The 26028-nt window shown below is 50.4% G+C and carries 28 protein-coding genes; 14 read left to right on the top strand and 14 right to left on the bottom strand.

Annotated elements, in window-relative coordinates; translation table 11 throughout:
- Positions 1 to 226 precede the first annotated feature (226 nt).
- Positions 227 to 1246, top strand: a complete 1020-nt coding sequence (gene waaF / locus O3660_RS01105) for a lipopolysaccharide heptosyltransferase II (RefSeq protein WP_049351361.1) — start codon at positions 227 to 229, stop codon at positions 1244 to 1246.
- Between the two features lie 141 nt (positions 1247 to 1387).
- On the opposite strand, the gene O3660_RS01100 is transcribed toward waaF, so the two are convergent.
- The 3 genes from O3660_RS01100 to O3660_RS01090 form a co-directional block, all read right to left on the bottom strand.
- Positions 1388 to 2362, bottom strand: a complete 975-nt coding sequence (locus O3660_RS01100) for a class 1 fructose-bisphosphatase (RefSeq protein ID WP_049351360.1) — start codon at positions 2360 to 2362, stop codon at positions 1388 to 1390.
- Between the two features lie 67 nt (positions 2363 to 2429).
- Positions 2430 to 2783 carry a hypothetical protein gene (locus O3660_RS01095; protein ID WP_049351359.1) on the bottom strand — a complete coding sequence of 118 codons (354 nt, stop codon included), beginning with the start codon at positions 2781 to 2783 and terminating at the stop codon, positions 2430 to 2432.
- A 129-nt stretch (positions 2784 to 2912) separates the two neighbouring features.
- A complete protein-coding gene (locus O3660_RS01090) occupies positions 2913 to 3758 on the bottom strand; it encodes a 23S rRNA (adenine(2030)-N(6))-methyltransferase RlmJ (protein WP_003683388.1) in 846 nt (281 codons plus the stop codon).
- Positions 3759 to 3883: 125 nt separating this feature from the next.
- Here O3660_RS01090 and O3660_RS01085 point away from each other — a divergent pair, with 125 nt between their 5' ends.
- Together O3660_RS01085 and O3660_RS01080 are read left to right on the top strand one after the other, a co-directional pair.
- Positions 3884 to 4498 (top strand): riboflavin synthase subunit alpha, encoded by a 615-nt coding sequence (locus O3660_RS01085; RefSeq protein ID WP_049351358.1) that lies wholly within the window; start codon positions 3884 to 3886, stop codon positions 4496 to 4498.
- A 17-nt stretch (positions 4499 to 4515) separates the two neighbouring features.
- Positions 4516 to 5382 (top strand): ATP-binding protein, encoded by an 867-nt coding sequence (locus O3660_RS01080; protein WP_049351357.1) that lies wholly within the window; start codon positions 4516 to 4518, stop codon positions 5380 to 5382.
- Between the two features lie 65 nt (positions 5383 to 5447).
- On the opposite strand, the gene O3660_RS01075 is transcribed toward O3660_RS01080, so the two are convergent.
- The gene (locus O3660_RS01075) at positions 5448 to 5876 is read right to left on the bottom strand and encodes a Spy/CpxP family protein refolding chaperone (RefSeq protein ID WP_049351356.1); all 429 of its coding nucleotides are present in this window, start codon (positions 5874 to 5876) and stop codon (positions 5448 to 5450) included.
- 277 nt (positions 5877 to 6153) lie between these two features.
- Between O3660_RS01075 and rpe the strand changes: the two genes are divergently transcribed.
- Entirely contained in the window at positions 6154 to 6834 is a 681-nt protein-coding gene (gene rpe / locus O3660_RS01070; protein ID WP_049351355.1) for a ribulose-phosphate 3-epimerase, read from the top strand.
- Between the two features lie 103 nt (positions 6835 to 6937).
- Here rpe and O3660_RS01065 read toward each other — a convergent pair whose 3' ends face one another.
- Positions 6938 to 8320, bottom strand: a complete 1383-nt coding sequence (locus O3660_RS01065; protein ID WP_049351354.1) for a phosphomannomutase/phosphoglucomutase — start codon at positions 8318 to 8320, stop codon at positions 6938 to 6940.
- A gap of 121 nt (positions 8321 to 8441) precedes the next feature.
- Positions 8442 to 9284, bottom strand: a complete 843-nt coding sequence (locus O3660_RS01060) for a neutral zinc metallopeptidase (RefSeq protein ID WP_049351353.1) — start codon at positions 9282 to 9284, stop codon at positions 8442 to 8444.
- Positions 9285 to 9470: 186 nt separating this feature from the next.
- Between O3660_RS01060 and O3660_RS01055 the strand changes: the two genes are divergently transcribed.
- Positions 9471 to 9968: a YbhB/YbcL family Raf kinase inhibitor-like protein gene (locus tag O3660_RS01055; RefSeq protein ID WP_002232090.1), complete on the top strand. Its 498-nt coding sequence runs from the start codon at positions 9471 to 9473 to the stop codon at positions 9966 to 9968.
- Positions 9969 to 10044: 76 nt separating this feature from the next.
- Here the strand turns inward: O3660_RS01055 and O3660_RS01050 are convergent, their stop codons facing one another.
- The 3 genes from O3660_RS01050 to O3660_RS01040 form a co-directional block, all read right to left on the bottom strand.
- On the bottom strand, positions 10045 to 10554 hold the full coding sequence (locus O3660_RS01050) for a peptidylprolyl isomerase (RefSeq protein WP_004519830.1): 510 nt from the start codon (positions 10552 to 10554) through the stop codon (positions 10045 to 10047).
- Positions 10555 to 10672: 118 nt separating this feature from the next.
- Positions 10673 to 12088 (bottom strand): DASS family sodium-coupled anion symporter, encoded by a 1416-nt coding sequence (locus tag O3660_RS01045; protein WP_371464452.1) that lies wholly within the window; start codon positions 12086 to 12088, stop codon positions 10673 to 10675.
- A gap of 265 nt (positions 12089 to 12353) precedes the next feature.
- Positions 12354 to 13526, bottom strand: coding sequence for a sugar transporter (locus O3660_RS01040; RefSeq protein ID WP_371464451.1), 1173 nt, complete (start codon positions 13524 to 13526; stop codon positions 12354 to 12356).
- A gap of 144 nt (positions 13527 to 13670) precedes the next feature.
- Between O3660_RS01040 and O3660_RS01035 the strand changes: the two genes are divergently transcribed.
- Positions 13671 to 13880, top strand: coding sequence for a heavy-metal-associated domain-containing protein (locus O3660_RS01035; RefSeq protein WP_003683379.1), 210 nt, complete (start codon positions 13671 to 13673; stop codon positions 13878 to 13880).
- 246 nt (positions 13881 to 14126) lie between these two features.
- Here the strand turns inward: O3660_RS01035 and cueR are convergent, their stop codons facing one another.
- Positions 14127 to 14519, bottom strand: coding sequence for a Cu(I)-responsive transcriptional regulator (gene cueR / locus O3660_RS01030; RefSeq protein WP_004519824.1), 393 nt, complete (start codon positions 14517 to 14519; stop codon positions 14127 to 14129).
- 147 nt (positions 14520 to 14666) lie between these two features.
- Between cueR and O3660_RS01025 the strand changes: the two genes are divergently transcribed.
- From O3660_RS01025 to O3660_RS01005, 5 genes are all read left to right on the top strand, one after another.
- On the top strand, positions 14667 to 14876 hold the full coding sequence (locus O3660_RS01025; RefSeq protein WP_003674677.1) for a heavy-metal-associated domain-containing protein: 210 nt from the start codon (positions 14667 to 14669) through the stop codon (positions 14874 to 14876).
- Between the two features lie 98 nt (positions 14877 to 14974).
- Positions 14975 to 17137 (top strand): heavy metal translocating P-type ATPase, encoded by a 2163-nt coding sequence (locus O3660_RS01020; RefSeq protein WP_371464449.1) that lies wholly within the window; start codon positions 14975 to 14977, stop codon positions 17135 to 17137.
- A gap of 87 nt (positions 17138 to 17224) precedes the next feature.
- Positions 17225 to 17482 (top strand): hypothetical protein, encoded by a 258-nt coding sequence (locus O3660_RS01015; RefSeq protein WP_049351348.1) that lies wholly within the window; start codon positions 17225 to 17227, stop codon positions 17480 to 17482.
- Positions 17483 to 17604: 122 nt separating this feature from the next.
- Positions 17605 to 18171: an SGNH/GDSL hydrolase family protein gene (locus O3660_RS01010; RefSeq protein ID WP_049351347.1), complete on the top strand. Its 567-nt coding sequence runs from the start codon at positions 17605 to 17607 to the stop codon at positions 18169 to 18171.
- Positions 18172 to 18291: 120 nt separating this feature from the next.
- On the top strand, positions 18292 to 18540 hold the full coding sequence (locus O3660_RS01005) for a CsbD family protein (protein WP_049351346.1): 249 nt from the start codon (positions 18292 to 18294) through the stop codon (positions 18538 to 18540).
- A gap of 65 nt (positions 18541 to 18605) precedes the next feature.
- On the opposite strand, the gene trpD is transcribed toward O3660_RS01005, so the two are convergent.
- Positions 18606 to 19634: an anthranilate phosphoribosyltransferase gene (trpD, locus tag O3660_RS01000; protein WP_049351345.1), complete on the bottom strand. Its 1029-nt coding sequence runs from the start codon at positions 19632 to 19634 to the stop codon at positions 18606 to 18608.
- 88 nt (positions 19635 to 19722) lie between these two features.
- On the bottom strand, positions 19723 to 20313 hold the full coding sequence (locus tag O3660_RS00995) for an aminodeoxychorismate/anthranilate synthase component II (RefSeq protein WP_003683598.1): 591 nt from the start codon (positions 20311 to 20313) through the stop codon (positions 19723 to 19725).
- Positions 20314 to 20488: 175 nt separating this feature from the next.
- On the opposite strand from O3660_RS00995, the gene O3660_RS00990 reads away from it, so the two are divergent.
- The 3 genes from O3660_RS00990 to kdsA all read left to right on the top strand — a co-directional run bounded on the left by O3660_RS00990 (position 20489) and on the right by kdsA (position 23409).
- Positions 20489 to 22030 (top strand): YdgA family protein, encoded by a 1542-nt coding sequence (locus O3660_RS00990; protein ID WP_049351547.1) that lies wholly within the window; start codon positions 20489 to 20491, stop codon positions 22028 to 22030.
- A 78-nt stretch (positions 22031 to 22108) separates the two neighbouring features.
- Complete coding sequence (panD, locus tag O3660_RS00985; RefSeq protein ID WP_003678944.1) at positions 22109 to 22492, top strand: aspartate 1-decarboxylase; 384 nt, start codon at positions 22109 to 22111, stop codon at positions 22490 to 22492.
- 74 nt (positions 22493 to 22566) lie between these two features.
- The gene (kdsA, locus tag O3660_RS00980) at positions 22567 to 23409 is read left to right on the top strand and encodes a 3-deoxy-8-phosphooctulonate synthase (protein WP_049351548.1); all 843 of its coding nucleotides are present in this window, start codon (positions 22567 to 22569) and stop codon (positions 23407 to 23409) included.
- A gap of 56 nt (positions 23410 to 23465) precedes the next feature.
- Here kdsA and mutL read toward each other — a convergent pair whose 3' ends face one another.
- Both mutL and O3660_RS00970 read right to left on the bottom strand, forming a co-directional pair.
- A complete protein-coding gene (mutL, locus tag O3660_RS00975) occupies positions 23466 to 25442 on the bottom strand; it encodes a DNA mismatch repair endonuclease MutL (protein WP_049351549.1) in 1977 nt (658 codons plus the stop codon).
- A gap of 36 nt (positions 25443 to 25478) precedes the next feature.
- Entirely contained in the window at positions 25479 to 25961 is a 483-nt protein-coding gene (locus tag O3660_RS00970; protein WP_049351550.1) for a GNAT family N-acetyltransferase, read from the bottom strand.
- Between the last annotated feature and the right edge of the window lie 67 nt (positions 25962 to 26028).

Genomic DNA, 26028 nt, shown 5'->3' with positions numbered 1-26028 from the left:
TTTATAAGGTTTTAAAAATGAAGCAAATATTGCTTGCCGCCGTTTGGCCTGGTGTTTCAGGTTGGGTATTTGCAGAACTTGCCGGATAAATTGGGAAGACAAACGCTTCACGCGCTGAAATGACATGTATCAACCAGTACGTTTTGAACTGAGCGATTAAACCGAGTTTCAGACGGCCTTTTAAAAATCGTATTACAATAAGCCAAAATTAAAAACACATTCCATTATGTCCAAAAAAATCCTGATTATTACCCCAAGCTGGATTGGCGACTGCGTTATGACCCAACCGCTTTATCGCCGTTTGCATGAGCTGCATCCCGGCTGCATCATTGATGCGTTTGCACCTAAATGGTCGATGGCCGTATTTGAGCGTATGCCTGAAATCAACCGTGTAATAGAAAATCCGTTTGGACATGGTGCGTTGGAATTGAAAAAACGCTGGCGTATCGGGCGTGAATTGGGAAAAGAAGGCTATGATCAAGTGATTGTTTTGCCTGGTTCGCTCAAATCCGCCATCATTGCCTTGGCTACGGGTATTAAGCAGCGTACGGGCTACGTCGGCGAGTCGCGCTATTTTTTGCTGAACGATATCCGCAAGTTGGATAAGGCCGCATTGCCTCTGATGGTCGACCGCTATACTGCGCTGGCGCATCCGACCCAAGCGGATTTTAACGGGCATTCTGATAATCCCTGTTTCACGATTGATCCCGAAAGCCGTCAAGCTGCTTTGGCAAAACATGGTTTGACGGCGGATAAACCGATTTTGGCATTTTGTCCCGGTGCGGAATATGGTCCGGCCAAGCGTTGGCCTGCGCGTCATTTTGCCGAACTCGGCCGCCGATATTTGACCGAGGGTTGGCAGGTTTGGCTGTTTGGTTCGCAAAAAGATTTCGATATTGCAGATGAAATCAACCGGCTTTCAGACGGCCTGTGTACCAATCTTTGCGGCAAAACCAATCTTCCGGAGGCGATTGATCTGTTGTCTTGCGCCGATACGGTCGTGTGCAACGACAGCGGTCTGATGCACCTTGCGGCCGCGCTTGATCGGAAATTGGTTGCGGTTTACGGTTCATCCAGCCCTAACCATACGCCGCCTCTAAGCCAAAAGGCAAAAATCGTCAGCTTGAATCTGGATTGTTCGCCATGTTTTAAACGCGAATGTCCGTTGGGGCATACGGATTGTTTGAACAAGCTGACGCCGGATATTGTGCAAAAAGCGGCGGAGGAGCTGGCTCGTTCGGCGTAATCCAATAAAGATTAGATGGAAAGCAGAAAGAGTAGATTTGAATCTGCCTTTTTGATTTTGTTTCTTTTATTTTTTAACAAAAGGCCGTCTGAAATATGATTTTCAGACGGCCTTTTTTTGGTTTGAAATCAATACATCTAATTATTTTTGATGCAGATTATAAACGTATTCCACTTCTTCGCGGCTACCCATGAATACGGCAACACGTTGGTGCAGGCCGGTAGGTTGGATGTCGAGCATGGCTTCGATGGCGTTGTTTGATGCGCCGCCGGCTTGTTCCATAAGCAGGCTCATCGGGTTGGCTTCGTACATCAGGCGCAGTTTGCCCGGTTTGGATGGATCGCGTTTGTCTTGCGGATACATGAATACGCCGCCGCGCATCAGGATGCGGTGAATTTCGGCAACCATGCTGGCTACCCAGCGCATATTGTAGTTTTTGCCGCGTACGCCGGTTTCACCTGCCAGCAATTCGTCAATGTATTGTTGAACAGGGGCGAACCAATGTCTTTGGTTGGACATATTGATGGCGAATTCTTTAGTGGATTCAGGAACGCGCGGATTTTCTTTGGTCAGCAGGAATTGGTTGGCATCGTCTAAAGTGAAGACAAATACGCCGTGACCAACAGTCAGTACCAGTTGGGTTTGTGGGCCGTATAAAACATAACCTGCAGCCACTTGGTCGCGGCCTTTTTGCAGGAAGGATTCGGTAGTCAATGCGCCTTCAGGTTTCGCCAAGATGGAGAAGATGGTGCCGACGGAGATGTTGACGTCGATATTGGAAGAGCCGTCCAACGGGTCAAACAATACCAAATAGCCGCCGTTTTCGTGTGTGGCGACATAGGTGTCTTCTTCTTCGCTGGCAAGGCCTGCGATGTTAGCATTGGCTTTTAAAACATCAATCATGATGTTGTTGGCGATGACGTCAAGTTTCTTTTGGTCTTCGCCTTGGATGTTGCCGGTACCTGCCATGCCCAAAACGCCGGAAAGCGCGCCGAGGCGGACTTTGGCGTTGATGTCCAAACAGGCGGTAGCCACGGATTCCAATACGCTGGCCAGCTCTTGCGGCAGTTTGTGTTCGGGCAGGTGTTGGGCTAAGAATTGGTTCAGTGTATTCATGGTTTCACTCTTTTCCTAAGTTTGAATCGGGTATTTTTCAATTTCAGGCCGTCTGAAAACGGCGTGTTCATTTGGTTTTGCTGTCGGCCATGTCTAAAACTTCTTTAGTGCAGGCGATGCTGGTGTCTTTGATGCGTTTTTTCAGCTCGTCGCTCATGGAGTCGCTACCGCCCAAAAGCGAGGTTGCTTCTTCAGGATTGATTTGGTCGACTGTTTTTTCACCGATGCAGCGGCAGATTTTTTCAGTGGTCGCGGAATCAAACGGGCTTTTTCCGGAAGCTTTTTCTACGCAGGCTTCGGTTGCCGAGCGGACAAATTCGGTGCGGAAACTTTGGGTAAATTCTTCTTTAAATTCGTTTTTTACTGATTCGCTGCACGCGCAAAGCAGGAGCGTGCAGGCTAGGGGTGTGCGTATATTCATGAGGGACGGTCGTTAATTGTTATGTTGTGAATTGTAGTGGAAAAAGGCTTAAGTATAAAGGGTTAAGGCCGTCTGAACGGGTATGGCGGAAAAATCGAAGCGTTTGGGTATGCATTCAGACGGCGGCGTTTATTTCGTTTTGCTTTCCAATATATAATGCGCGCCGGCATCTTGCGCTAAAATTTTGGCAAGTTCGGGCAGATTGTTTTGCAGCTGTTCGGCAAGCATATAGGGCGGGTTGATGATGAACATACCGCTGCCGTGCATACCGAAGCCGTCACTGCGCGGCGTATGGACATGAAGCTCGGCGTGCAGATAATTGTCGGGAGCGATTTTTTTGAGTTCGTCCGGCAGTTTGCGGCTTTCTTCGCGGCTCAGGCAGGGATACCAAACCATGTAGCAGCCGGTTTCAAAGCGTTTCAAAGCATCTTTCAAAACTTGGACGACACGGCGGTAGTCTTGTTTTTCTTCGTAGGGCGGATCAATCAAGACTGCAGCGCGGCGGGGCGGAGGAGGCAAGAGTGAAATCAAACCTTGATAACCGTCCACTTGACTGACCTGTGCTTTACGCGCGGGACGGACTTCGCGCATATTGTTTTGCAAATGGACAAAATCGGTAGGGTGCAGCTCAAAGAGGCGCATTTTGTCGCTGTCGCGCGTGAGCGCCTGTGCCAGCCAAGGCGAGCCGCAGTAAAGATTGTCTTGCGGCAGTATTTGTTTCAGACGGCCTACAAATTCGGCCAATTCGGCAGGCAGCTTGTCAGCTTGTTCCAAGAGAGCAATGCCTTGTTTGTATTCGCCGACTTTTTGCGCTTCATCGCCGCTCAAATCATACAAACCGGCACCGCTGTGCGTATCGATATACCAATAGGGCTTGTCTTTGCGGTTGAAATATTCAAGGACGAGGAAGAGGGTGAAGTGCTTGAGCATATCGGCATGGTTGCCGGCATGGAAGGCGTGGCGGTAGCTGAGCATGATCGGGCTGCGGAAATAAAAATCCGATTATACCCCAAACCATCGCCATCACCGCTTTCAGACGGCCTTTGTGCCTGGAAAATGCTACAATATCCGCCTTATCGTACCATCGGAAAGAAGACATCATGTTTACAGGCATAGTACAAGGCATGGGCAAAATTACAGACATCGCCCAACCTTCGCCCGACTTTCGTACCCACACTGTCGAGCTGCCCCCCGAAATCGCCGACAATCTGCAAACCGGCGCCTCTGTCGCCAACAACGGCTGTTGCCTAACCATTACCCGAATCGACGGCAACAAAGTCAGCTTTGATTTGATGGACGAAACCTTACGCAAAACCAATCTCGGCAGCTTGAAAGTCGGTGACAGTGTCAATTTGGAACGCGCGGCGCGGTTTGGCGATGAAATCGGCGGTCATTTGATGAGCGGCCATGTGATGGCGGTTACCCGAATTTCCCGTATTGAATCCAGCGAGTTCAACCGCACAGTTTGGTTTGAGCTGCCGGAAAACCTCAAACCCTACATCCTGACCAAAGGTTTTGTCGGTTTGGACGGTTGCAGCCTGACCATAGGCGAAGTCAGCGACAGCGAATTTTGCGTACACCTGATTCCGGAGACTTTGGAGCGTACCCTGTTTGGCAGCCGCAAAGAAGGCGACCCCATCAATATTGAAATCGATCCGCAAACCCAAGCCGTTGTCGATACCGTGATGCGTGTATTGGCTCAAAAGGCCGTCTGAAAAAAAAGAAAGCCGAAATGAAATTATCCAATTTTTTGAAAAAAGCTAATTCCGTTTTAAACCGTCTTGATTTAATCCTGCCTGACGAAGCCGGTAAAACCGACTGGCGCGCTTTGGCCTACCGTTGGCACAGCGTGGGCAAAAAAGGCATTTTGGAAAGCCTGCCGCGTCCGCATACCTTTCCTTTGAGCAGATTGGCGGCAGTCGGTTCGCAAACCGACAGGCTGAAACGCAATACCGAGCAATTTTTGGCAGGCCGTCCGGCAAATAATGTCTTGATGACCGGCGCGCGCGGTACGGGCAAATCTTCCTTGGTTAAAGCGTTGTTGCACGAATATGCCGAGCGCGGCCTGCGACTGATTGAGGTGGATAAAAGCGATTTAATCAGCTTGCCGGCTTTATTGACGCTGTTGTCCGAACGTCCCGAGAAATTTATCGTTTTCTGCGATGATTTGTCGTTTGAAACTGGTGATGAAACCTATAAAGCCTTGAAAACTGCTTTAGACGGCGGACTGTCGCAACGTTGCACCAATGTTTTGGTTTATGCCACTTCCAACCGCCGTCATTTAATTTCTGAATACATGGATGAAAACGGCGGTACTACGGGCATTCGCGGAGAAATCCATCAGAAAGAGGCCGTCGAGGAGAAAATTTCCCTTTCTGACCGCTTCGGCTTATGGCTGAGTTTTTATCCTTTCGATCAAAACGATTATTTGACCGCCGTAGCCAACTGGTTGGACGATTTCAATGTGCCTTTTGACGATACAGCGCGCCAAGCCGCGTTGCAATGGGCGCAAATGCGTGGCAGCCGTTCAGGCCGTTCGGCATGGCAGTTTGCCTGCGACTGGGCAGGCCGGTTGCCGGAAGAAAGAGTGCTGGATTAAGGTTGAAAAAACAAAGGCCGTCTGAATATGGTTTCAGACGGCCTTTCTGTATTTTTATTGATTTATTAGCGCAAGCATGAAGACAACCATTGCTGGCGTTGGCGTGGATTGAGCAGATGATAGAAGCGGTATTGGATTTCCATTTCATCCACCGCATAGTCCATGCTGGAGAGGTAGCGGTTTTCAACATAATCGCGAGTGGCGTTTGAGTCGAATGAGTCGCCGGAGAGGATTTTGATGATGGTTTGACGGCGGTTGCGGTCGGAGCGTACGGTTTTACGGTAGGCTTTATCGTTGATTTGTTTGAAGTCGGTACGCAGGCGGCGCAGGGCGGCGTGTTGGTCGGCGGATAAATTGAGCTGTCGGATGTCGCAATTCGGGTGGAAGTCGTTCAAAGTGGCCAGAAACGGATCGGCATGTGCAGGCAGACTGGAACAGAGTAGGGCGAGTGCTAAGAAAATAAAAGTCGGATAGCGGGAAAGTGCAACAGACACGGTGTTTTCCTAATGTTTCATCAGGTTTGGAAATATAACCGATAAGCGTGTGAAAGGCAGTATCAATGCAGTTAACTTTTGTTAATGATGTTAGATTTTTTTGCACATATATGTAATCTAATAATTTATTTTCAAAGCCTTACTATGTGATTATAAGTTTCATTAATGTATATGAAATGTAAATTCATAAAAATGACGGCAGAGATATTGTCGGCAGCATACAACATAGGGTTAAAAATGCGATAATGACAAAGGAACACACTTTAGGAGAATAAACATGGCCGACTACCGTATTGCACCCAGTATTTTGTCCGCTGATTTTGCCCGTTTGGGCGAAGAGGTTGCCGAAGTGATCCGCGCCGGTGCGGATTTGATTCATTTTGACGTGATGGACAATCATTATGTGCCGAATCTGACTTTCGGCCCTATGGTTTGCGCGGCTTTGAAACCGTATGCAACCGTGCCGGTCGATGTGCATTTGATGGTTGAGCCGGTTGACGATTTGATTCATGCGTTTGCCAAAGCCGGTGCCAATATTATTACTTTTCATCCGGAAGCCAGCCGCCATGTCGACCGCAGCTTGGGTTTGATTAAAGAATACGGCTGTCAAGCAGGTTTGGTATTGAATCCTGCTACGCCGGTCAATATTCTGGAAAACGTTTTGGACAAACTGGATATGGTGTTGCTAATGTCGGTCAACCCGGGCTTCGGCGGACAAAGCTTTATCCCGAATACGCTGGTGAAAATCCGCAAAGTGCGCGAGATGTTGGACGAGTATGAACGGCAAAACGGCCGCCATATCGCATTGGAAGTCGACGGCGGCGTGAAAACAGACAATATTGCTGAAATTGCGGCGGCAGGTGCGGATACGTTTGTGGCCGGTTCGGCGATTTTTGGTAAACCGGATTACAAAGCCGTTATCGATGAAATGCGTCAACAGTTGGCGCAAGTCGGATAACAAAGCCGGGATATTCTTGGTTTCCAAACTTTGGAATCATCAATGTTTAATATTAAAGGCCGTCTGAAATGATTTTCAGACGGCCTTTTTTTAGCCTAAACCCTTACAGCGGCCATTTCAATGCTGGATTGCTTTCAATGACTGCTTTGAATTGGTTTTGAATACGCTCAATCGCTTCTTGCGTATCCGCTTCAAAGCGCAATACCAAAATCGGCGTGGTATTGGAAGCACGCATCAGGCCGAAGCCGTCAGGGAATTCAACGCGCAAGCCATCGATGGTGATGATTTCGGTCGCACCTTCAAACTTGGCATTGGCAGCCAGCTCTTCAATCACTTTGTGGCCGTTGCTGCCTTCCGGCAGGTCGATGTTGAGTTCCGGAGTGGAAATGCTTTGCGGCAGCTTGTTCAACACTTCGGACGGATTGTCGAAGGCAGACAGGATTTCCAAGAGGCGTGCGCCGGCATACATACCGTCGTCGAAGCCGAACCAGCGTTCTTTAAAGAAAACGTGGCCGCTCATTTCGCCGGCAACCAGTGCGCCGGTTTTTTTCATGGTGGATTTGATGAAGCTGTGGCCGGTTTTTTCCATTACAGGTTCGCCGCCGTGTTCTTTAATCCAAGGCGCAAGCAGACGGGTGGATTTGACATCGAAAATCACTTTGGCTTTAGGATTTCGGCTCAACACGTCTTGCGCGAAAAGCATCAGTTGGCGGTCTGGATAGATGATGTTGCCGTCTTTGGTGACCACACCTAAGCGGTCGGCATCGCCGTCAAATGCCAAGCCGATTTCGGCATCGCTGTTTTTAAGCTCGACGATGAGGTCTTGCAGGTTTTTCGGTTTGGACGGATCAGGGTGGTGATTAGGGAAATTGCCGTCCACTTCGCAGAAAAGTTCGGTCACTTCATTGCCCAAACCTTTGTAGAGTTTGCCTGCAAATGCGCCGCCGACACCGTTGCCTGCGTCAATCACGATTTTCATCGGGCGTTTGAGCTTGATGTGGCCGACGATGTTGTTGTGGTATTCGCCGGAGATGTCTTTTTCGGTTACGCTGCCTTGTTTGTCGGCGACAACAAAACCGTCTTTCTCAACAATAGCTAAAAGTTCTTGAATGGCTTCGCCTGCGAGCGTGTCTCCGCCGAGCATCATTTTGAAACCGTTGTAATCGGGCGGATTGTGGCTGCCGGTAATCATTACGCCGCTGCCGCCGCATTCGTTGATGGCTGCGAAGTAGAGCATAGGGGTGGCAACCATACCGACGTTGAGGACATCGATGCCGCTGTCGGTAAAACCGCGTTGAATTTGTGCCATCAGGCCGGGACCGCTCAAACGGCCGTCGCGGCCGAGTGCGATGCGGGTAATGCCTTTTTTGGAGGCTTTAGTGGCAATGGCTTTGCCGATTAAGTAGGCAGCTTCGGCAGTCAGGGTTTTACCGACGATGCCTCGGATATCGTAGGCTTTGAAAATGTCGCGGGCGATATTTGCCATGTGGATTTCCTTTAAATTTAAGGGGAAATAATGGGGCTTATTTTAACACGGCTAAAAGGCCGTCTGAAGCATTCAGACGGCCTTTTGTCGTTACATCAAAGAACAGTGTTACTTGGACGAATCAATTGTTGAAAGTGTTGCACTGGTTGATGTCGCCGCTTTCCAAACCGCGCTTGAGCCAAGTCATGCGTTCTTCGGACGAGCCATGGGTAAAGCTGTCGGGAACGACATAGCCCTGAGCCTGTTTCTGCAAGCGGTCGTCGCCGACGGATTCGGCGGCCAGCATGGCTTTTTGAATGTCTTCGGCTTTGAAGATATTGTTGTTGACGGCGTAGTGTCCCCAAATACCGGCGAAACAGTCGGCCTGCAATTCGAGTTTGACGGAAAGGGCATTGGCCTCTTTCTTGCCGACTTGTTGTTGCATTTTGTGGACTTTAGGCAGAATGCCGAGCAGGTTTTGAGCGTGATGGCCGACTTCATGGGTAATAACGTATGCAAACGCGGCATCACTGGCGGATTCGAGCTTGGTGCGCATGTCTTCGTAGAAACTCAAATCCAAATAAACTTTTTGGTCGCCCGGGCAGTAAAATGGACCCATGGCAGATTGGCCTGTACCGCAGGCGGTGGATGTACCGCCTTCATACAACACCATGGTTGTCGGTGTGTAGCGTTGGCCGTGTTGTTGGAAATATTTGCTCCATGCTTTTTCCGTCTCGGCAAGGACGACACGGGACATTTCGTTCAATTCGGCTTCTTGTTGGCTGTCGAGTCGGGTAGCTTGCTGGGTAGGAATGCCCATTGAAGATGAGCCGCCAACCAAACCGCTCAAATCCACGCCGTAATATGCACCGACCAAAACCACGATAATGCCGAGTATGCCCGGCGTTTTGCCGCCACCGCCGCCGCCACGGCTTCCGCGGCGATCTTCGACGTTTTGGCTTTGTTCACGACCTTTCCAATCCATAATGTGTATCCTGTGTAGTTTTCATGCGGCGGATTATACTATGGAATGTCAAATGTATTTGATCGAATTGTGAATATTGCTTGAGGCCGTCTGAAAATACGACATCGGGAAAGTGAAAACGGCAGTATCTTTCAGACGGCCTTGGTGTTTGTTAGAATGAACAAACCTACTATTGGGAGATATAAGATGAAAGTCAGCAGTAAAGCTATTGTCAACGGTGAATTTGAAGACAAATACGGCAAGCGCGGCAGCCAGTTTAGCCCGAGCGGTATGCCTTCTTATTCGATTCCTTTTGAAATCGAAGATGCGCCTGAAGGAACAAAATCGTTTGCCGTGGTGTTGGAAGACAAAGATGCCATTTCAGCATCGGGTTTCGTATGGACACATTGGTTGATTTCGGATTTGAAACGCACTTCCGTGGCAGAAAATGAGAGTATTTCTGCAACAGATTTCACACAGGGCGCGAACACTTGGGCGAGCGCGTTAGGTAAATTTGAAATTGAAGAGGCTTCTTTTTACGGTGGTATGGCGCCACCGAACAACCGTCATCGTTATGAGCTGATTGTGTACGCGCTGGACACCGTTTTGGATTTACCACGCGGTTTCCGCTTTAATGAGCTGCATTTTGCCATGCAGGGTCATGTGTTGGATTCGGCATGCGTGGTCGGTACTTATGATGTGTGACGGTATGCGTCATTATTGAAAAACAGCCTGTCCGGTTTTAATTCGAACAGGCTGTTTTTATGGGAAATCAAATCAATTAAACCACTTCGGCTTTAGTGATGATGACAGGCTCGCTTGGTACGTCGTCGTGGTAGCCGTGACGTTTGGTAGAAACGCCTTCGATGGCATCGACAACGTCAAAACCGTCAACGACTTTACCGAATACGGCATAGCCCCAGTCTTGGACAACGGTTTTGCCGTACAGCTCTTTAGAACGGAAGTTCAGGAAAGCGTTGTCGGCAGTGTTGATGAAGAATTGCGCGCTGGCAGAATGAGGATCGGAAGTACGCGCCATGGCGATGGTGTATTTTTCGTTAGGCAAACCGTTGGACGCTTCGTTTTGAATCGGATCGCGGGTTTCTTTTTCGTTCATGTTTTCATCCATGCCGCCGCCTTGAATCATGAAGCCTTTGATAACGCGGTGGAAGATTACGCCGTCGTAGAAGCCGTCTTTGACGTATTGCTCGAAGTTTTTGGCGGTAACGGGGGCTTTGTCGAAATCGAGTTCGATTTTGATGTCGCCTTTGTTGGTGTGCAGGATAATCATGGGTTTCCTTTCGTTAGAATCCGGTTTTGAATCATTCGTTAAATTGTGTCTGAACGACAAACTTCAAGGCCGTCTGAAAAATATTCTTTCAGACGGCCTTGTTGTTTAGGTTGATGGTTTACATCAGTACAGCATAAGCCCACAGAGCAACCAATACGATACAGAGGACATTCAGCAATAAGCCGACATTCATCATTTCGCGTTGCTTAATCAAGCCTGTACCGAACACAATCGCGTTAGGCGGTGTGGCAACCGGCAACATGAAGGCACAAGATGCACCAATGCCGATGACGAATACCAAGACTTGTTCCGGCAGGCCCATTTGCGCGGCGATGCTGGCGAAAATAGGCACAAGCAAGGCGGCGGAAGCCGTGTTACTGGTGAACTCGGTCAGGAAGATGATGAAGGCGGCAACCACGAAAATCACCAGCAATGCAGGAGAATGGGAGAACGTGGAAGCAACTTGCTGACCCAGAGCTTCAGATGCGCCGGAAGATTGCAGCAATGCGCTCAAGCTGATACCGCCACCGAAGAGCATCAATACACCCCAGTCGGTATTGCGGGCAACTTCTTTCCATTGCGCCACGCCGAATACGACGACGGCAACGGCGGCAATCAGGGCAATAACGGTATCAGGGTTGGAAATATCGAATGCGGCTTTGATTTTGGAGCTGAATACCCAAGCGATGGCTGCGGCCAAGAAAATCAACAGCGCAATCACGCGGTGCAAAGTCCAAGGGATAGATTCAGCTTTAACTTCCACGCGCTCATTCAAATTAGGTTTGAGGATGACGTACATGGAGAACAGCATCAGCGGCAGAATCAACAGCATCATCGGCAGGCCGAGCTTCATCCAGCCGACGAAGTCCAAGTTCAGCGCTTTGGCGGCAATCATGTTCGGCGGAGAACCGACCACGGTGCCCAAGCCGCCGATACTGGCGCAGTAGGCGATACCGAGCAGGACGAAAACGTAGGTTTTGCGTTCTTTTTTTTGGTCGAGGTGGCTCATCATACCCATTGCCAAAGGCAACATCATCGCGGCAGTCGCAGTGTTACTGATCCACATAGACAGGAAGGCGGTAACGGCAAACAGCATCAACACGGCAACTTTCATATTGCCACGGGACAGGCGCAACAGGCTGACAGCGATTTTACGGTCGAGACGCTGCATGTGCAGGGCGGTTGCAAGCGCGAAGCCGCCGAAGAAGATGTAAATCGTCGGGTCGGAGAAACCGGCCATCGCTTTTTTGATGTCCATATCCGGGAAACCGAGTACAACGGCAAGGATAGGGATCATCAGTGCGGTAACGGTAATGTGTACGGCTTCGGTAAACCAAAGTGCCGCAACGAAAATCAACAGCGCGATACCTTTGTTGGCATCGGGGCTGTAGGGAAGGATGTAATAAATGCCGAAGCAGACAACAGCAGAGATAATGGTCGTCAGCAGTCCTTTAAAGTCGGTAATCGGCTTCTGCGCACTGAGAAGCTCGACGTTCTCAGGATGCTGAGTCTTATCCTTGGCGTTTAAGTCCATGATGTATTCCTCTGAAACATGATTGGTTTTTCTTTTCAGCCGTACGTTCAGACGGCCTAATAGGCGACAGTATATTTGTAATTTGATGTAGTGTAAACAAATTGTAAATTGTTTTTTAGAAATGAAATGAAAACCGGATAAGCAGCAAGAAAACTGCTTATCCGGCGGAATGAAGATCCATCGTGAGTTAATAAGAATCAGGACAAATCGGTAAAACTGCCAAAATTACGGCAGGGTCAGTAATACCATCCTGATTTATATGGATTTAAACATTTTGCGTCAGATTGTCTTGTTCCTTAAACAATAAACCGCAAACGGCCAGACCTGCCGCTGCCAGCAAGGCTCCAGCAATGCCGATATTGGAAAGGCCGAACCAAGTGGTCACATAATGCCCCAAAAGCGCACCGCCGCCGATACCGACGTTGTACAAACCTGAATAAATTGAGTTGGCCACATCTGTTGCATCCGAGGCAAATGCCAAGACTTTCGACACCATGCCCAAGCTGACGATGACGATGGCCACACCCCAAATAAACACCAGCGCGTACACCGCATAAGGGAAAGAGGCAAACGGCAGAAGCAGCAGGGCAGAGAGCAGGATGACCGCCACCGCGCCAAGCATAAACAGGCGTTGCGATTTGGCAAACCATTTGCCAAACAGATAAGAAGCGGCAAAACCTGCCAAACCGTACAGGCTCAAAACGATGGTAACTTGTTCAGCCTTAAATCCGCCAACTTGCAACACAAAAGGCTCGATATAGCTGTATGCCGTGAAATGTGCCGTAATAATCAACACCGTCATTGCATAAAGCAGCATCAGGTTGCGGCGTTTGAACAAACTCGGCAGGCTGCTTAAAGAGCCGGTATTTTGGCTGGGTAAAGCAGGCAGGTTTTTGGCCAATACCACCATTACGCCGGCAGCGCAGACGCCGATCAGCAGGAAACTGAGCTGCCAGCCGAAGTACTGCCCGACCACGCGCCCCAGCGGAATACCCAAAACCATCGCCAAAACCGTACCCGTACTGAGCAAGCCCAAAGCCTGATTGGTTTTGCCGGTGGGCGCAAGCCGTACCGCCAAAGAAGCCGTAATCGACCAAAATACCGCGTGTGTCAGCGCAATCCCGATACGGCTGACCAAGAGGATGTTGAAGTTCCAAGAAAAAAACGACAGCGCGTGAAACAGCGCAAACAGTGCGAACAGCATCAGCAATAATTTGCGCCGTTCGATGTTTTTTGTCATCAGCATCAGCGGCAGCGATAGAAGCGCAACAATCCACGCATACACCGTAATCATCATGCCCACTTCCGTTGCCGGTTTGCCAAAGCTCTGACCGATGTCGCTCAAAAGCGCAATCGGAATGTATTCGGTGGTATTGAAAATAAACGCCCCCACCGCCAGCGCGCATACGCTAACCCATTGTTTGAATGTTGAAGTCATTATTATTTCCGTTTGATGAAGCAAAAGGCGTTATTGTACGCCTATCTGCATTTTTCAGACGGCCTTAATGAAGAATTTGCAAGCTGTTTGCGTAAGGAGTAAAGTGTTCGGCAACCATATTTGTTTGAATGAAAGGAAATACAAATGCAAACTGTTACCTTCAACATCGACGGCATGACCTGCGGCGGCTGCGTGAAAAGCGTAACCCGTCTTTTGGAAGGCGTAGAAGGCGTGGAAAAAGCAGAAGTCAGCTTGGAAAACAAAAATGCAGTGATTACTTTTGATGAAAGCAAGACAGATACCGACGCGCTGATTGATGCCGTAGAAGACGGCGGCTATGATGTGGCTTTGTAACCGATAAGCGTATTTTGAAAAGGCCGTCTGAAACGCTTCAGACGGCCTCTGTCTCTTGATAACTTACTTTTTGCCATTATTTGGATTACACCGCCACACGGGTAAACAAAAGTTTTCGCGCATATCTGAAGCAAAGCGGCGGCAAGTGGCTGCCGTATTACGACGAGGCCTGTACCAAACCGTTAGCGGCCGACTAAGGCTACCTGAAACTTTTCAGGTAGCCTGTTTCTATTCTGCCCAAGCCGCCTAACTCTCCTCCAGCCCGGCCAAAATCGAACAATCCGGGAAGTCGTCTCCCGCGCAGGCATCGTGCCAACGTTGCAGCTCGGCCACCATGCCCTGCAAGCGTTCGATTTTGGCTTCCAGCTCGGCGATGTGCCGCGCGGTGAGCGTTTTCACTTCGCGGCTGGTGCGCTGCGGGTTGTGTTGCAGGCTCAAAAGCTGCCCGATCTGCGGCAGCGAAAAGCCCACTTCCCGCGCATGGCGGATAAAGCGCAGCCGGACAAGGTCGGCCTGTCCGTAGCGGCGGTAGCCCGCTTCGCTGCGCGCGGCCGGGGCGATTAGGCCGTGCTTTTCGTAGTCGCGGATTTGTTTGGCGGAAAGGCCGCTCTCGGCCGCGGCCTGGCTGATGTTCATCATGATGCTTGACCTTTACTTCGGGTAAAGCTTTATAGTGGCGGCACTTAGCGGGAAAGCAAGAGCAGACCCATCATTTCAGGTTACCTGAAAGCTTTGGCTGCAACGGGCTTTAAAACCTCAGCCTCATTCCAACAGAAAGGAAACCCTATGCAAACCATCACATTAAACATCGAAGGCATGACCTGCGGCGGCTGCGTGAAAAGCGTTACCAGCATCCTCGAAGGCGTAAACGGCGTGGACAAGGCCGAAGTGAGCCTGGAAAACAAGAATGCCGTCGTGGAATTCGACCCCGCCCAAACCAACCCCGCCGCGCTGATAGAAGCGGTGGAAGACGGCGGCTTTGATGCGGCTTTGTAAATCGAATCGCAACAAATCGACTGCAACACCCCAAAGGCTACCTGAAATCCTGCTCCGCTTTTTTCAGGTAGCCCAACCACATTCAGAAGGAAGAAACCATGCAACAAAAAGTCCGTTTTCAAATCGAAGGCATGACCTGTCAGGCATGCGCTTCGCGTATTGAAAAAGTGTTGAACAAAAAAGATTTTGTCGAATCGGCAGGGGTGAACTTTGCCAGCGAGGAAGCGCAGGTTACGTTTGACGACAGCAAAACCTCCGCCGCAGACATTGCCAAAATCATTGAGAAAACCGGTTACGGCGCGAAGGAAAAAACGGAAGACGCGCTGCCGCAGCCCGAAGAAACAGCGCATGTAAGCTGGAGGCTGTGGCTTTTGCTGGCCATTAATATTCCGTTTTTAATCGGCATGGCAGGCATGATGATCGGGCGGCACGATTGGATGATTCCGCCTGTATGGCAGTTTGTGCTGGCAAGCGTGGTGCAGCTTTGGCTGGCCATCCCGTTTTACAAAAGCGCGTGGGCGAGCATTAAAGGCGGGCTGGCGAATATGGACGTACTGGTTACCATCGGTACAGTATCGATTTATCTGTATTCCGTCTATATGCTGTTTTTCAGCCCGCACGCGGCGCACGGCATGGCACACGTGTATTTTGAAGTAGGCGTGATGGTGATCGGTTTTGTGTCGCTGGGCAAATTTTTGGAACACCGCACCAAAAAATCCAGCCTGAACAGCTTGGGCTTGCTGCTCAAGCTCACGCCGACCCAAGTCAACGTGCAACGCGATGGCGAATGGAAACAACTGCCCATCGACCAAGTACAAATCGGCGACCTTATCCGCGCCAACCACGGCGAACGTATTGCTGCCGACGGCATCATCGAAAGCGGCAGCGGCTGGGCGGATGAGAGCCATCTTACCGGCGAATCCAACCCCGAAGAGAAAAAGGCGGGCGGCAAAGTGTTGGCAGGCGCGCTGATGACCGAAGGCAGCGTGGTGTACCGCGCCACTCAGCTAGGCAGCCAAACCTTGCTCGGCGACATGATGAACGCGCTTTCTGAAGCACAAGGCAGCAAAGCACCGATTGCGCGTGTGGCCGATAAAGCGGCGGCGGTGTTCGTGCCTGCCGTCGTGGGCATCGCGCTTTTGACTTTTATCGCCACTTGGCTGGTAAAAGGTGATTGGACGGTTGCGCTGATGCACGCCGTTGCCGTTTTGGTGATTGCCTGTCCGTGCGCGCTCGGTCTGGCAACCCCTGCCGCGATTATGGTCGGCATGGGCAAAGCGGTGAAACACGGTATTTGGTTTAAAGACGCGGCGGCAATGGAAGAAGCCGCCCACGTCGATGCCGTCGTGCTGGACAAAACCGGCACGCTGACCGAAGGCAAGCCGCAGGTTGCCGCCGTTTATTGCGTTCCCGACAGCGGCTTTGACGAAGACGCTTTGTACCGCATCGCCGCCGCCGTCGAACAAAACGCCGCTCATCCGCTCGCCCGAGCCATCGTTTCCGCCGCCCAAGCGCGCGGTTTGGACATTCCCGCCGCACAAAACGCGCAAACCGTTGTCGGCGCAGGCATTACCGCCGAAGTGGAAGGCGTGGGTTTGGTGAAAGCAGGCAAAGCCGAATTTGCCGAACTGACCTTGCCGAAGTTTTCAGACGGCGTTTGGGACATTGCAAGCATTGTTGCAGTCTCGGTCGATAACAAACCTATCGGCGCATTCGCACTTGCCGACGCATTGAAAGCCGATACCGCCGAAGCCATAGGCCGTCTGAAAAAACACGGCATCAACGTTTACATCATGAGCGGCGACAACCAAGGAACGGTTGAATATGTCGCCAAACAACTGGGCATCGCACACGCCTTCGGTAATATGAGTCCGCGCGATAAAGCTGCCGAAGTGCAGAAACTCAAAGCCGCCGGCAAAACCGTGGCGATGGTCGGCGATGGTATCAACGACGCCCCCGCGCTCGCCGCCGCCAATGTTAGCTTCGCGATGAAAGGCGGCGCGGACGTTGCCGAACACACCGCATCTGCCACGTTGATGCAACATTCGGTCAATCAGCTTGCCGATGCCCTGTTGGTATCGCAGGCGACTTTGAAGAACATCAAGCAAAACCTGTTTTTCGCCTTCTTCTACAATATTTTAGGCATCCCGCTCGCCGCACTCGGCTTCTTAAATCCCGTCATCGCGGGCGCGGCCATGGCGGCAAGCTCGGTTTCCGTGTTGAGCAATGCCTTGCGCCTGAAACGGGTGAATATTGAGTGATAATATAAAGGCCGTCTGAAGACTGTTTTTTCAGACGGCCTTCAATCCATATTTTCTGATTTTGAGACCCAAGCGGGAGTATGTCGTATGGACATGATGTTGTTGACCAATATTGTATTGATTGTTTTATGTATTTTTACTATGTTGCTGGTGTGGTCGCGAAACTGGAAACGCAAGCAGGCGTATTTTGAGAAAATCAAAAGCAATCCGGAAAACCTCAAATGGGTTGAGCAAAATCTGACTGGTCAGGAGTGGAAGGATTTGAAAGTCGTGAGCGACCATTTTGGCCTACCCATGTTGCAGGCCAAGCAATTAATTGATTTTTATAAAAACAGTCAGCATTAATTTATGATTTAACGATAGAATTTGACTGAAGTTAAGGCCGTCTGAAATAGCACTCTTATAATAATATAAGTAATATTTCAGACGGCCTTGCTGTTGGTTCAAATAAAGGGAGGAGAACAAAAATGACCGTTTACTTAATCGGCGATTCCGTTCGGCTTGCATCGGAGCCTTACACACGCGCCGCTTTGCCTGAGGCGGATATTGTTTCTCCATCGGAAAACTGCCGCTCGTCGTATGATGTGCTAGAGCATATCGGGCAATGGACAGAGGGCGCGACTGTGGGAGACATTATCCACATCAACTGCGGTTTGCACGACATCCGTCACAATCAAGGCTGTAATGAGCCGGTGGCCGATATAGAAATCTACCGCAACAACCTGACCCGAATTTTCGATTATCTGAAACAGACAGGTGCAAAAATTATTTGGGCGAGCAGTACGCCGTTTTTGGAAAGCGTACACAATATCGTCAAACCCTCGCGCCGTTATCTGGCCGACTTGAAGGCCTATAACCGTGTGGCGGAGGATTTGGCAAGGCAATATGGTTTTGCCGTCAATGATTTATACAGTCTGATGTTTGGGCAGGATTTGACTGATGTGATGCTGTGTGACGGACTTCATTTCAATGAGTTCGGCAGTAAGATGATAGGCAAGGCAGTAGCCGAAGCAATATTGAAACAGATGGACTAACCCTACTTAACTCGTTTTGTCATGTTTTGGCTTTCAACGGCCTTTAAAGCTAAAGCAAAGTTCCCAATATCAGGTAATGAAGCACTAATTCTTATCAACATTTAATCTAGGAGTATGGCCATGAGCGGCGAATTAGATAAAATCAGCGGTAAAGTAAAAGAAGTGGTTGGAGACGTATCCGGCAATGCTAAACTTGAAGCTGAGGGCTTGATTCAACAAGGCGTTGGCAAAGTAAAAGAAGTGGTCGGCAACATTGAAGAAAAAGGCAGCGATGTTTTGCAAAAAGGCAAAGAAGAAGCCGAGCATTTGGTTGATGAAGCCAAAGAAAAAGCTGAAAGCTTAATTAATGATATTAAAAGAAAATTTTAATATTTAAAGAATAAAAGGCCGTCTGAAAGATTTTTCAGACGGCCTTTGTTTTATGGTTTTAAAGTTTAGGCAAACTGTTTGCCAAATTCGATAAATTCGTCTTTTTTGGCTTTGGCTTTGCCGGAGTCGATGGCTTCTTGAGCGGCTTTGACACCATCTGCCAGCGAAGCAACCACATTTCCTGCATAGAGCGCGGCAGCGGCATTAAGGACGACGATATCGCGTGCGGCACCGGCTTTGCCGTCCAACACTTCGTTCATTTTTTGCAGGGATTCTTGCGCGTTTTCGACTTTGATTTCGTCTAAATTGCGGCGGACTTCCATGCCGAAATCGGCTGGGCTGATGTCGTATTCGGTGATTTTGCCGTCTTTCAGTTCGGCAACGCGGGTTTTGCCGGTCAGCGTGATTTCATCCAAACCGCCTTCGCCGCACACAACCAAAACATGTTTGGAACCAAGCTGTTGCAATACGCGGGAAAGAATGCCGCACAAGTCGATGTGGAATACGCCCAACAGTTGGTTTGCCGCACCGGCAGGGTTGGTCAGCGGGCCCAAGATATTGAAGATGCTGCGGAAGCCGAGCGAGCGGCGGACTGGGGCAACATAGCGCATGGCGCTGTGATGGTTGGGCGCGAACATAAAGCCGATGCCGGTTTGCTGAATGCTTTGGGCAACCTGTTCGGGGTTGAGGTTGAGGTTGGCGCCCATTTGTTCCATGACATCGGCAGCGCCGCTGGATGAAGAAACGGAGCGGCCGCCGTGTTTGGCGACTTTCGCGCCCGCTGCAGCCGCGACAAACATGGAAGTCGTGGAAATATTGAAAGTTTTGGCACCGTCGCCGCCCGTGCCGACAATATCGACCAAGTCATCGGCGTTTTCCAATGGCACTTTGGTGGCAAATTCACGCATCACGCTGGCTGCGGCGGTAATCTCGGAAACGGTTTCAACTTTAATCCGCAGGCCGGTCAGGATGGCGGCGATTTGCTCGGGCGGAACTTGGCCGCTCATGATTTGGCGCATGAGGTCGGTCATTTCATCGTAGAAAAGTTCGTTGTTACTGATGAGGCGTTCAATCGCTTGTTGAGGGGTAATCATGATTTTTCCTTTGTTCGTGTCCGATGTGATTCAGGCCGTCTGAAAATGCGGTTTGAACACTGTCAAACACCTTTCAGACGGCCTTTCATTAAGATTTTTGCGGACGATAGTCTTTGAATTCTTCCAGGAAGTTTTTCAGCATATCGTGGCCGTGTTCGGTCAGCAGGGCTTCGGGGTGGAACTGTACGCCTTCGACGGCATATTCTTTGTGGCGTACGCCCATGATTTCGCCGTCTTCCGTCCATGCGGTAATTTCGAGGCAGTCGGGCAGGGTGGCGCGGTCGATGGCCAGGCTGTGGTAGCGCGTGCAGTTGACCGGATTGGGCAGGTCTTTAAACATGCCTGTGCCGTGATGGAAAACGGGGGAGACTTTGCCGTGCATCATCGTTTGCGCGCGCACGACATTGCCGCCGAACGCTTCGCCCATGGTTTGATGGCCAAGGCACACGCCCATGACGGGCAGCCTGCCGGCAAAGTGCTGCATGGCTGCAACAGAAATGCCTGCTTCTTTAGGGGAACAAGGGCCGGGGCCAATGACCAGATATTGCGGTTTCAGGGCTTCGATTTCTTCGATGGTGATTTCATCGTTGCAGCGAACCAAAACTTCCTGCCCCAATTCGGCAAAGTATTGGACGATGTTGTAGGTGAAGCTGTCGTAATTATCAATGAATAAAAGCATTTGCAAACCTTTAATGACATTTTGGCAGATAGGGTAAGGCCTGCCAAAAGTGTAAAAATCGTTTATGTTTGCATAATATCACAATCTTTACCTAAAGGCCGTCTGAAACGGCGGATAAGACAAAACAGCTAAAAAATGCTATGCTTTACGCTTTGAACCTAATCTGTTTGAAGTGATGAAAAAGTATCTTATCCCGACTGCCGCCATTGTTGTCGCCGCTGTGCTCGGCACGCCTTATTATCTTGGTGTCAAAGCGGAAGAAAGCCTGACCGAGCAACAAAAGCTGTTGCAGGAATCCGGTTTCCTGACCGTTGAGTCCCACCAATACGATCGCGGCTGGTTCAGTTCAACCGAGACCACCGTCATCCGCCTCAAGCCGACCCTGCTTCAAAATACGCAAAAATACCTGCCGGACAATTTGAAAACCGTCCTGCAAGAGCCGATTACGGTCATCAACCACGTGACACACGGCCCGTTTGCCGGCGGTTTCGGCACTCGCGCCCATGTGGAAACCGAGTTCCAATACCATCCGGAAACCAAAAAAGTTTTGGACCGCTTCTTCGGTCAGCAAACGCCGTTGACCATGACCAATACGGTTTACCTTTCCGGCGACGGCAAACTCAGCCTCAATATCCCCGCCTTCGACTATGAAGAGCTCTCCGGTATCAAGCTCAACTGGAAAGGCTTTAGCGGCAATACCGATTACAGCCAAGGCTTCAAAAGCTATCGCCACGATTACCTTGCGCCGTCTTTACAAGTCAAATTGGCCGATAAAGGCGATGTGTCTTTGGAAAACCTGCGCTTCCAATCCGAAACGGAAGACGGCCTGACCAAACTTTCTTTGGGCAAGAGCAGCATTACGCTGGATAAATTCCTGCTGCAATGGAAAGAAAACATCGATTACAACGTTAAGTTGAACGAACTGGTCAACCTTGTGACCAACCTGCAAATCGGTGCATTCATCAATCCAACCGGCACGATTGCTCCGTCTAAAATCGAAGTCAGCAAACTGCGTTTCGATACGCAGACCGGCGAAGTCGATAAATTCATCAACAGCGAAGGCCGCTTCCAATTTGAAAGCCTGACCTATGGCGAAGATAAATACGGCCCTCTGGACATCAATGTTGCTGCCGAGCATTTGGATGCCGCATCACTTCTGGCATTGAAAAACAAAATTGCCGAAGTGTCGGTGAAGAAAATGAGCGAAGAAGAAATCCAGGCTTCCTTGATTCAGACGGCCAAAAACGAGGCTTCAGGCCTGTTTACCAACAATCCGGTTTTGAACGTCAAAACCTTCAAATTCACTATGCCTCATGGCGATGTCGATGTCAGCGGCAAGCTTGCGTTTAAAGGTTTGGCCGCCAAAGACCTCAACAACTTGGGCGATATGCTGAAGAAAACCGAAGCCGACTTCAACATGAGCGTACCGCAAAAATTGTTGGAGCAGCTCGCCGTCAACCAAGCAAGCAGCCTGTTTAGCGTTAATACCGAAGATGAAGCCGCAGGCCGCGCCAGCATCGACGATATCAACGAAACCTTGCGCCTGATGGTGGATAGCACCATTAAAAGCATGGCAAGCGAGAAATATCTGACCTTAGAAGACAATAATGTCAAAACCCATCTGACTCTGCAAAACAGCGAGTTGAAATTAAACGGAAAAGTCCTGCAAAGCGACCCAGAACCTGAGTTTGACGAAGCAGACTTTCCCAATAACTAATCCTCAATCACACAAACAGCGGTTTTAACTTCCCAGAAGTTAAAACCGCAAATCAACCCACAATCAAAAAGGAAACCCATGTTCCGTACCATGCTCGGCGGCAAAATCCACCGTGCCACCGTTACCGAAGCCGACCTCAACTACGTCGGCAGCATTACCGTTGACCAAGACCTGCTGGATGCGGCAGGTATTTGCGTTAACGAAAAAGTCGCCATCGTCAACAATAACAACGGCGAACGCCTTGAAACCTACACCATCCCCGGCGAACGCGGCAGTGGTGTCGTTTGTCTCAATGGCGCGGCCGCGCGTTTGGTTCAAAAAGGCGACATCGTGATTATCATGTCTTACGTTATGTTGTCCGAACCCGAAATTGCAGCGCATGAGCCGAAAGTCGTCCTCGTCGATGAGAACAATAAAATCCGCGACGTGATTTCTTATGAGCCGCCGCACACCGTGTTGTAATATTCAAACAAAGGCCGTCTGAAACGTTTCAGACGGCCTGTTTCCCAAATTCAACTTATCTGAAAGGCTTTCCCGTGAATATCCAAATCAACAACATCACCGTCAGCAACGATGCGCCCTTTACCCTTTTCGGCGGCATCAATGTCCTTGAAGACCTCGACTCTACGCTGAAAGCCTGTGATCAATACGTTAAAGTAACCGATAAACTCGGCATCCCTTACGTGTTTAAAGCCTCTTTCGACAAGGCAAACCGCTCTTCTATTCACTCTTTCCGCGGTGTGGGTTTGGACGAAGGCATGAAGATTTTTCAAGCGGTGAAACGCGAGTTTAACGTTCCCGTGATTACCGACGTTCACGAGCCTTACCAATGCCAACCGGTTGCTGAAGTCTGCGATGTCATCCAGCTGCCTGCCTTTTTGGCGCGCCAAACCGATTTGGTGGTGGCAATGGCGAGAACCGGCAATGTCATCAACATCAAAAAACCGCAATTCCTCAGCCCGTCTCAAATGAAAAACATTGTGGAGAAATTCCAAGAAGCAGGCAACGAGCAAATCATTTTGTGCGAACGCGGTGCAAACTTCGGCTACGACAACTTGGTAGTGGATATGCTCGGCTTTAGTGTGATGAAAAAAACGTGTAACAACCTGCCCGTTATTTTTGACGTCACCCATTCCCTGCAAACGCGCGAATCTGGTGCCGCCGCATCAGGCGGACGTCGCGCCCAAGTATTGGACTTGGCACTTGCCGGTATGGCAACCCGATTGGCCGGTTTGTTCCTTGAATCTCATGCCAATCCCGACCAAGCCAAATGCGATGGACCAAGCGCATTGCCGCTTGCCCAATTGGAAGACTTCCTGACCCGTGTTAAAGCGATTGATGAAACCGTGAAATCGTTTGCACCTATGGATATTCGTTAAGGGCGAATAGTTGAAAGGCCGTCTGAAAGCATTTTCAGACGGCCTTTTTATCGGCGTTACTGTCCGCGTAAAAACAACGCATCCAATTCTTTTAAAGTCAGTTTGACCCAAGTCGGACGACCGTGGTTGCACTGGTTGCTGCGCGGGGTGTTTTCCATATCGCGCAGGAGCGCATTCATTTCTGGCAGCGTAAGCTGGCGGCCGGCGCGGACTGAGCCGTGGCAGGACATGGTGGCAAGGATGTGGTTTTCGTGTTCTTCGATGGTTTGGCTGCTGCCGACTTGGGCGAGTTCGCCCAATACATCTTTGGCCAGCGAAACGACGTCGGCTTTACCGAGCATGGCAGGAACTGCGCGGACGGCAAGGGTATTGCCGCCCATGTCGGACAATTCCAAGCCAAAGCCTGTCAGCATTTCGGCATGATCGGCAAGGGCGGCGCATTCTTCGTGGGACGCGGCAAAGGTTACGGGAATAAGCAGGCGCTGGCTTTGCAGGTTGCCGTTTTCCTGACGTTGGCGTTTCATTTTCTCGTAGTTGACGCGTTCGGCAGCAGCGTGCATATCTATGAGCAACAGGCTGTCTTCTGCTTGGGCAAGAATGTAGATGCCAAGTAATTGGGCAATAGCAAAACCGAGCGGCGGCAGTTCGGATTGTGATGGAAGGCCGTCTGAAAGCGGCGTATCTGTTTTGGGAGTAGGCATTTCAGACGGCATATTGCCGAAACGTGCCTGTTCGAATTGGCTCAACTCAAGGTCGATGTCGTCGGTTTTTTTGTAGAGCTCGGCATAAGTATTCATGGCCGCGCGGCTTTCTCGTAGGGACAGGCTGCGTTGTTGCGGTGTACGCGCGGCTTGGTAAGGCATAGGCGCGGTTTTGCCTGATGAACCAAAGGCATTGCGTGTATCGGGTTTGTTGCCCGTCGGGTAGTTAGATGCGCTATCAAACAGATTTTCGCTGTCGTTTTCAGACGGCATTGGGGTGGAGACAACGCCGGTAATGTCATGCAACACTTCGCCTGCGTTGCTGACGCTTTCGGTCAAGTCGGCGCGCGTGTCGGCAAGGGCTTTGTTGAGCGTGTGGAACACGAGTTGGTGTACTTGTTGGCTGTCACGGAAGCGGATTTCGGTTTTGGTCGGGTGGACGTTGACATCCACGGCTTCGGGCGGCAGGTCGAGGAAGAGGACGAAAGCAGGCGTCAGCGCGTTGTGCAATACGTCGCGGTATGCCTGCTTGACGGCATGGAGCATGACTTTGTCGCGGACAAAACGATGGTTGACGAAGCAGTATTGTTTGTCGGTTTTGCCTTTGGCAAAAGTCGGCTTGGCAATCGCGCCATAGAGCCGCAATGCGCCATTGCCGCTGTCAATTTCCAATGAGGCCGTCTGAAAATCATCGCCGACAATGGCGGCGATACGTTCATGCAGGCTTTGTGCAGAAAGTTTGAACACTTGTTTGCCGTCGCGTTTGAGTGAGAAGGCAATGTGCGGATGCGCCAGCGCAAGGCGTTCGAGCATGGTGGCGCAGTGGGCGTATTCGGTGTTTTCGGATTTGAGGAACTTGCGCCGCGCAGGGGTATTGAAGAAGAGTTCGGCAGCTTCGATGGTGGTGCCGATGGGGTGGGCGGCGGCGGTGGGGCTGCTGAGTTTGCCGTCTTCTGCTTTGACTTGGGTCGCGTGTGAACTGTCTTCTTGACGGCTGGTCAGGGTCAGGCGGCTGACTGAGGCGATACTGGCCAAACCTTCGCCACGAAAGCCCATACTGGCAACGTGTTCCAAATCGTTTAAGGTTTTGATTTTGCTGGTGGCGTGGCGGTGGAGCGCAAGCTCGATGTCGTCTGAGTGGATGCCGCTGCCGTTGTCGCTGACGCGAATCAGGCGGATACCGCCGCCGGCCAGCTCGACATCAATCGCTGTCGCGCCTGCGTCGATACTGTTTTCAACGATTTCTTTCAGAGCGTTGGCAGGGCGTTCAACCACTTCGCCGGCGGCGATTTGGTTGACAAGATGGTCGGGCAGTGCGGCAATTCGGGACATCGGTTTCTTTCAAAAAAGCAACGGCGGAAGGGAAAATTACAGGTATTTGCGCATCAATTCGCATTCGACGCGGACGGTTTTGTTCAGCTGCAACACGGCAGTACCGAGCAATTCATAACGATTGAGGCGATAGAAAGGTACGGAATTGAGCGAGGCATACAGTTTGAGAAAGCTGAGGCCTGCATTTCGTGCCATTTCTTCGGCGCGGCTGAGCAGGGCCGTACCCAAGCCGAGATTGTGGAAGAGCGGATGGACGTATAAGGCGTCCAGTTGCGCTTCTTTGAAATCGACTTGGAAGAAGCCTTGAATCAGCCCTTTGTATTCGACCACCCACAAGGCTTTGTTTTTATCGGAGATGGTTTCCAAATAGCTGTTGATGTCGAGCAGACTTTCCCATGTGTGCATAATAGTTTCATCATAACAGCGAATGCAGGCGTATTGAACGGCATGCAGATGGGCGTTGTGTATAGCTTGGCAGTCTTTTTCGGTTGCCGGACGGAGGATGGTCAGAAGGCTCATGGCGGATGGTCGGAAAAATTGATTTCAGACGGCCTTTTGCAATCAAAGGCCGTCTGAAAAAGTGGGT

The sequence above is a fragment of the Neisseria sp. 27098_8_139 genome (genome assembly GCF_041433195.1).
Lineage (GTDB): Bacteria > Pseudomonadota > Gammaproteobacteria > Burkholderiales > Neisseriaceae > Neisseria > Neisseria subflava.
Note: the sequence above shows the minus strand (reverse complement) of the source record. Positions and strands in the feature narration are given on the sequence as shown.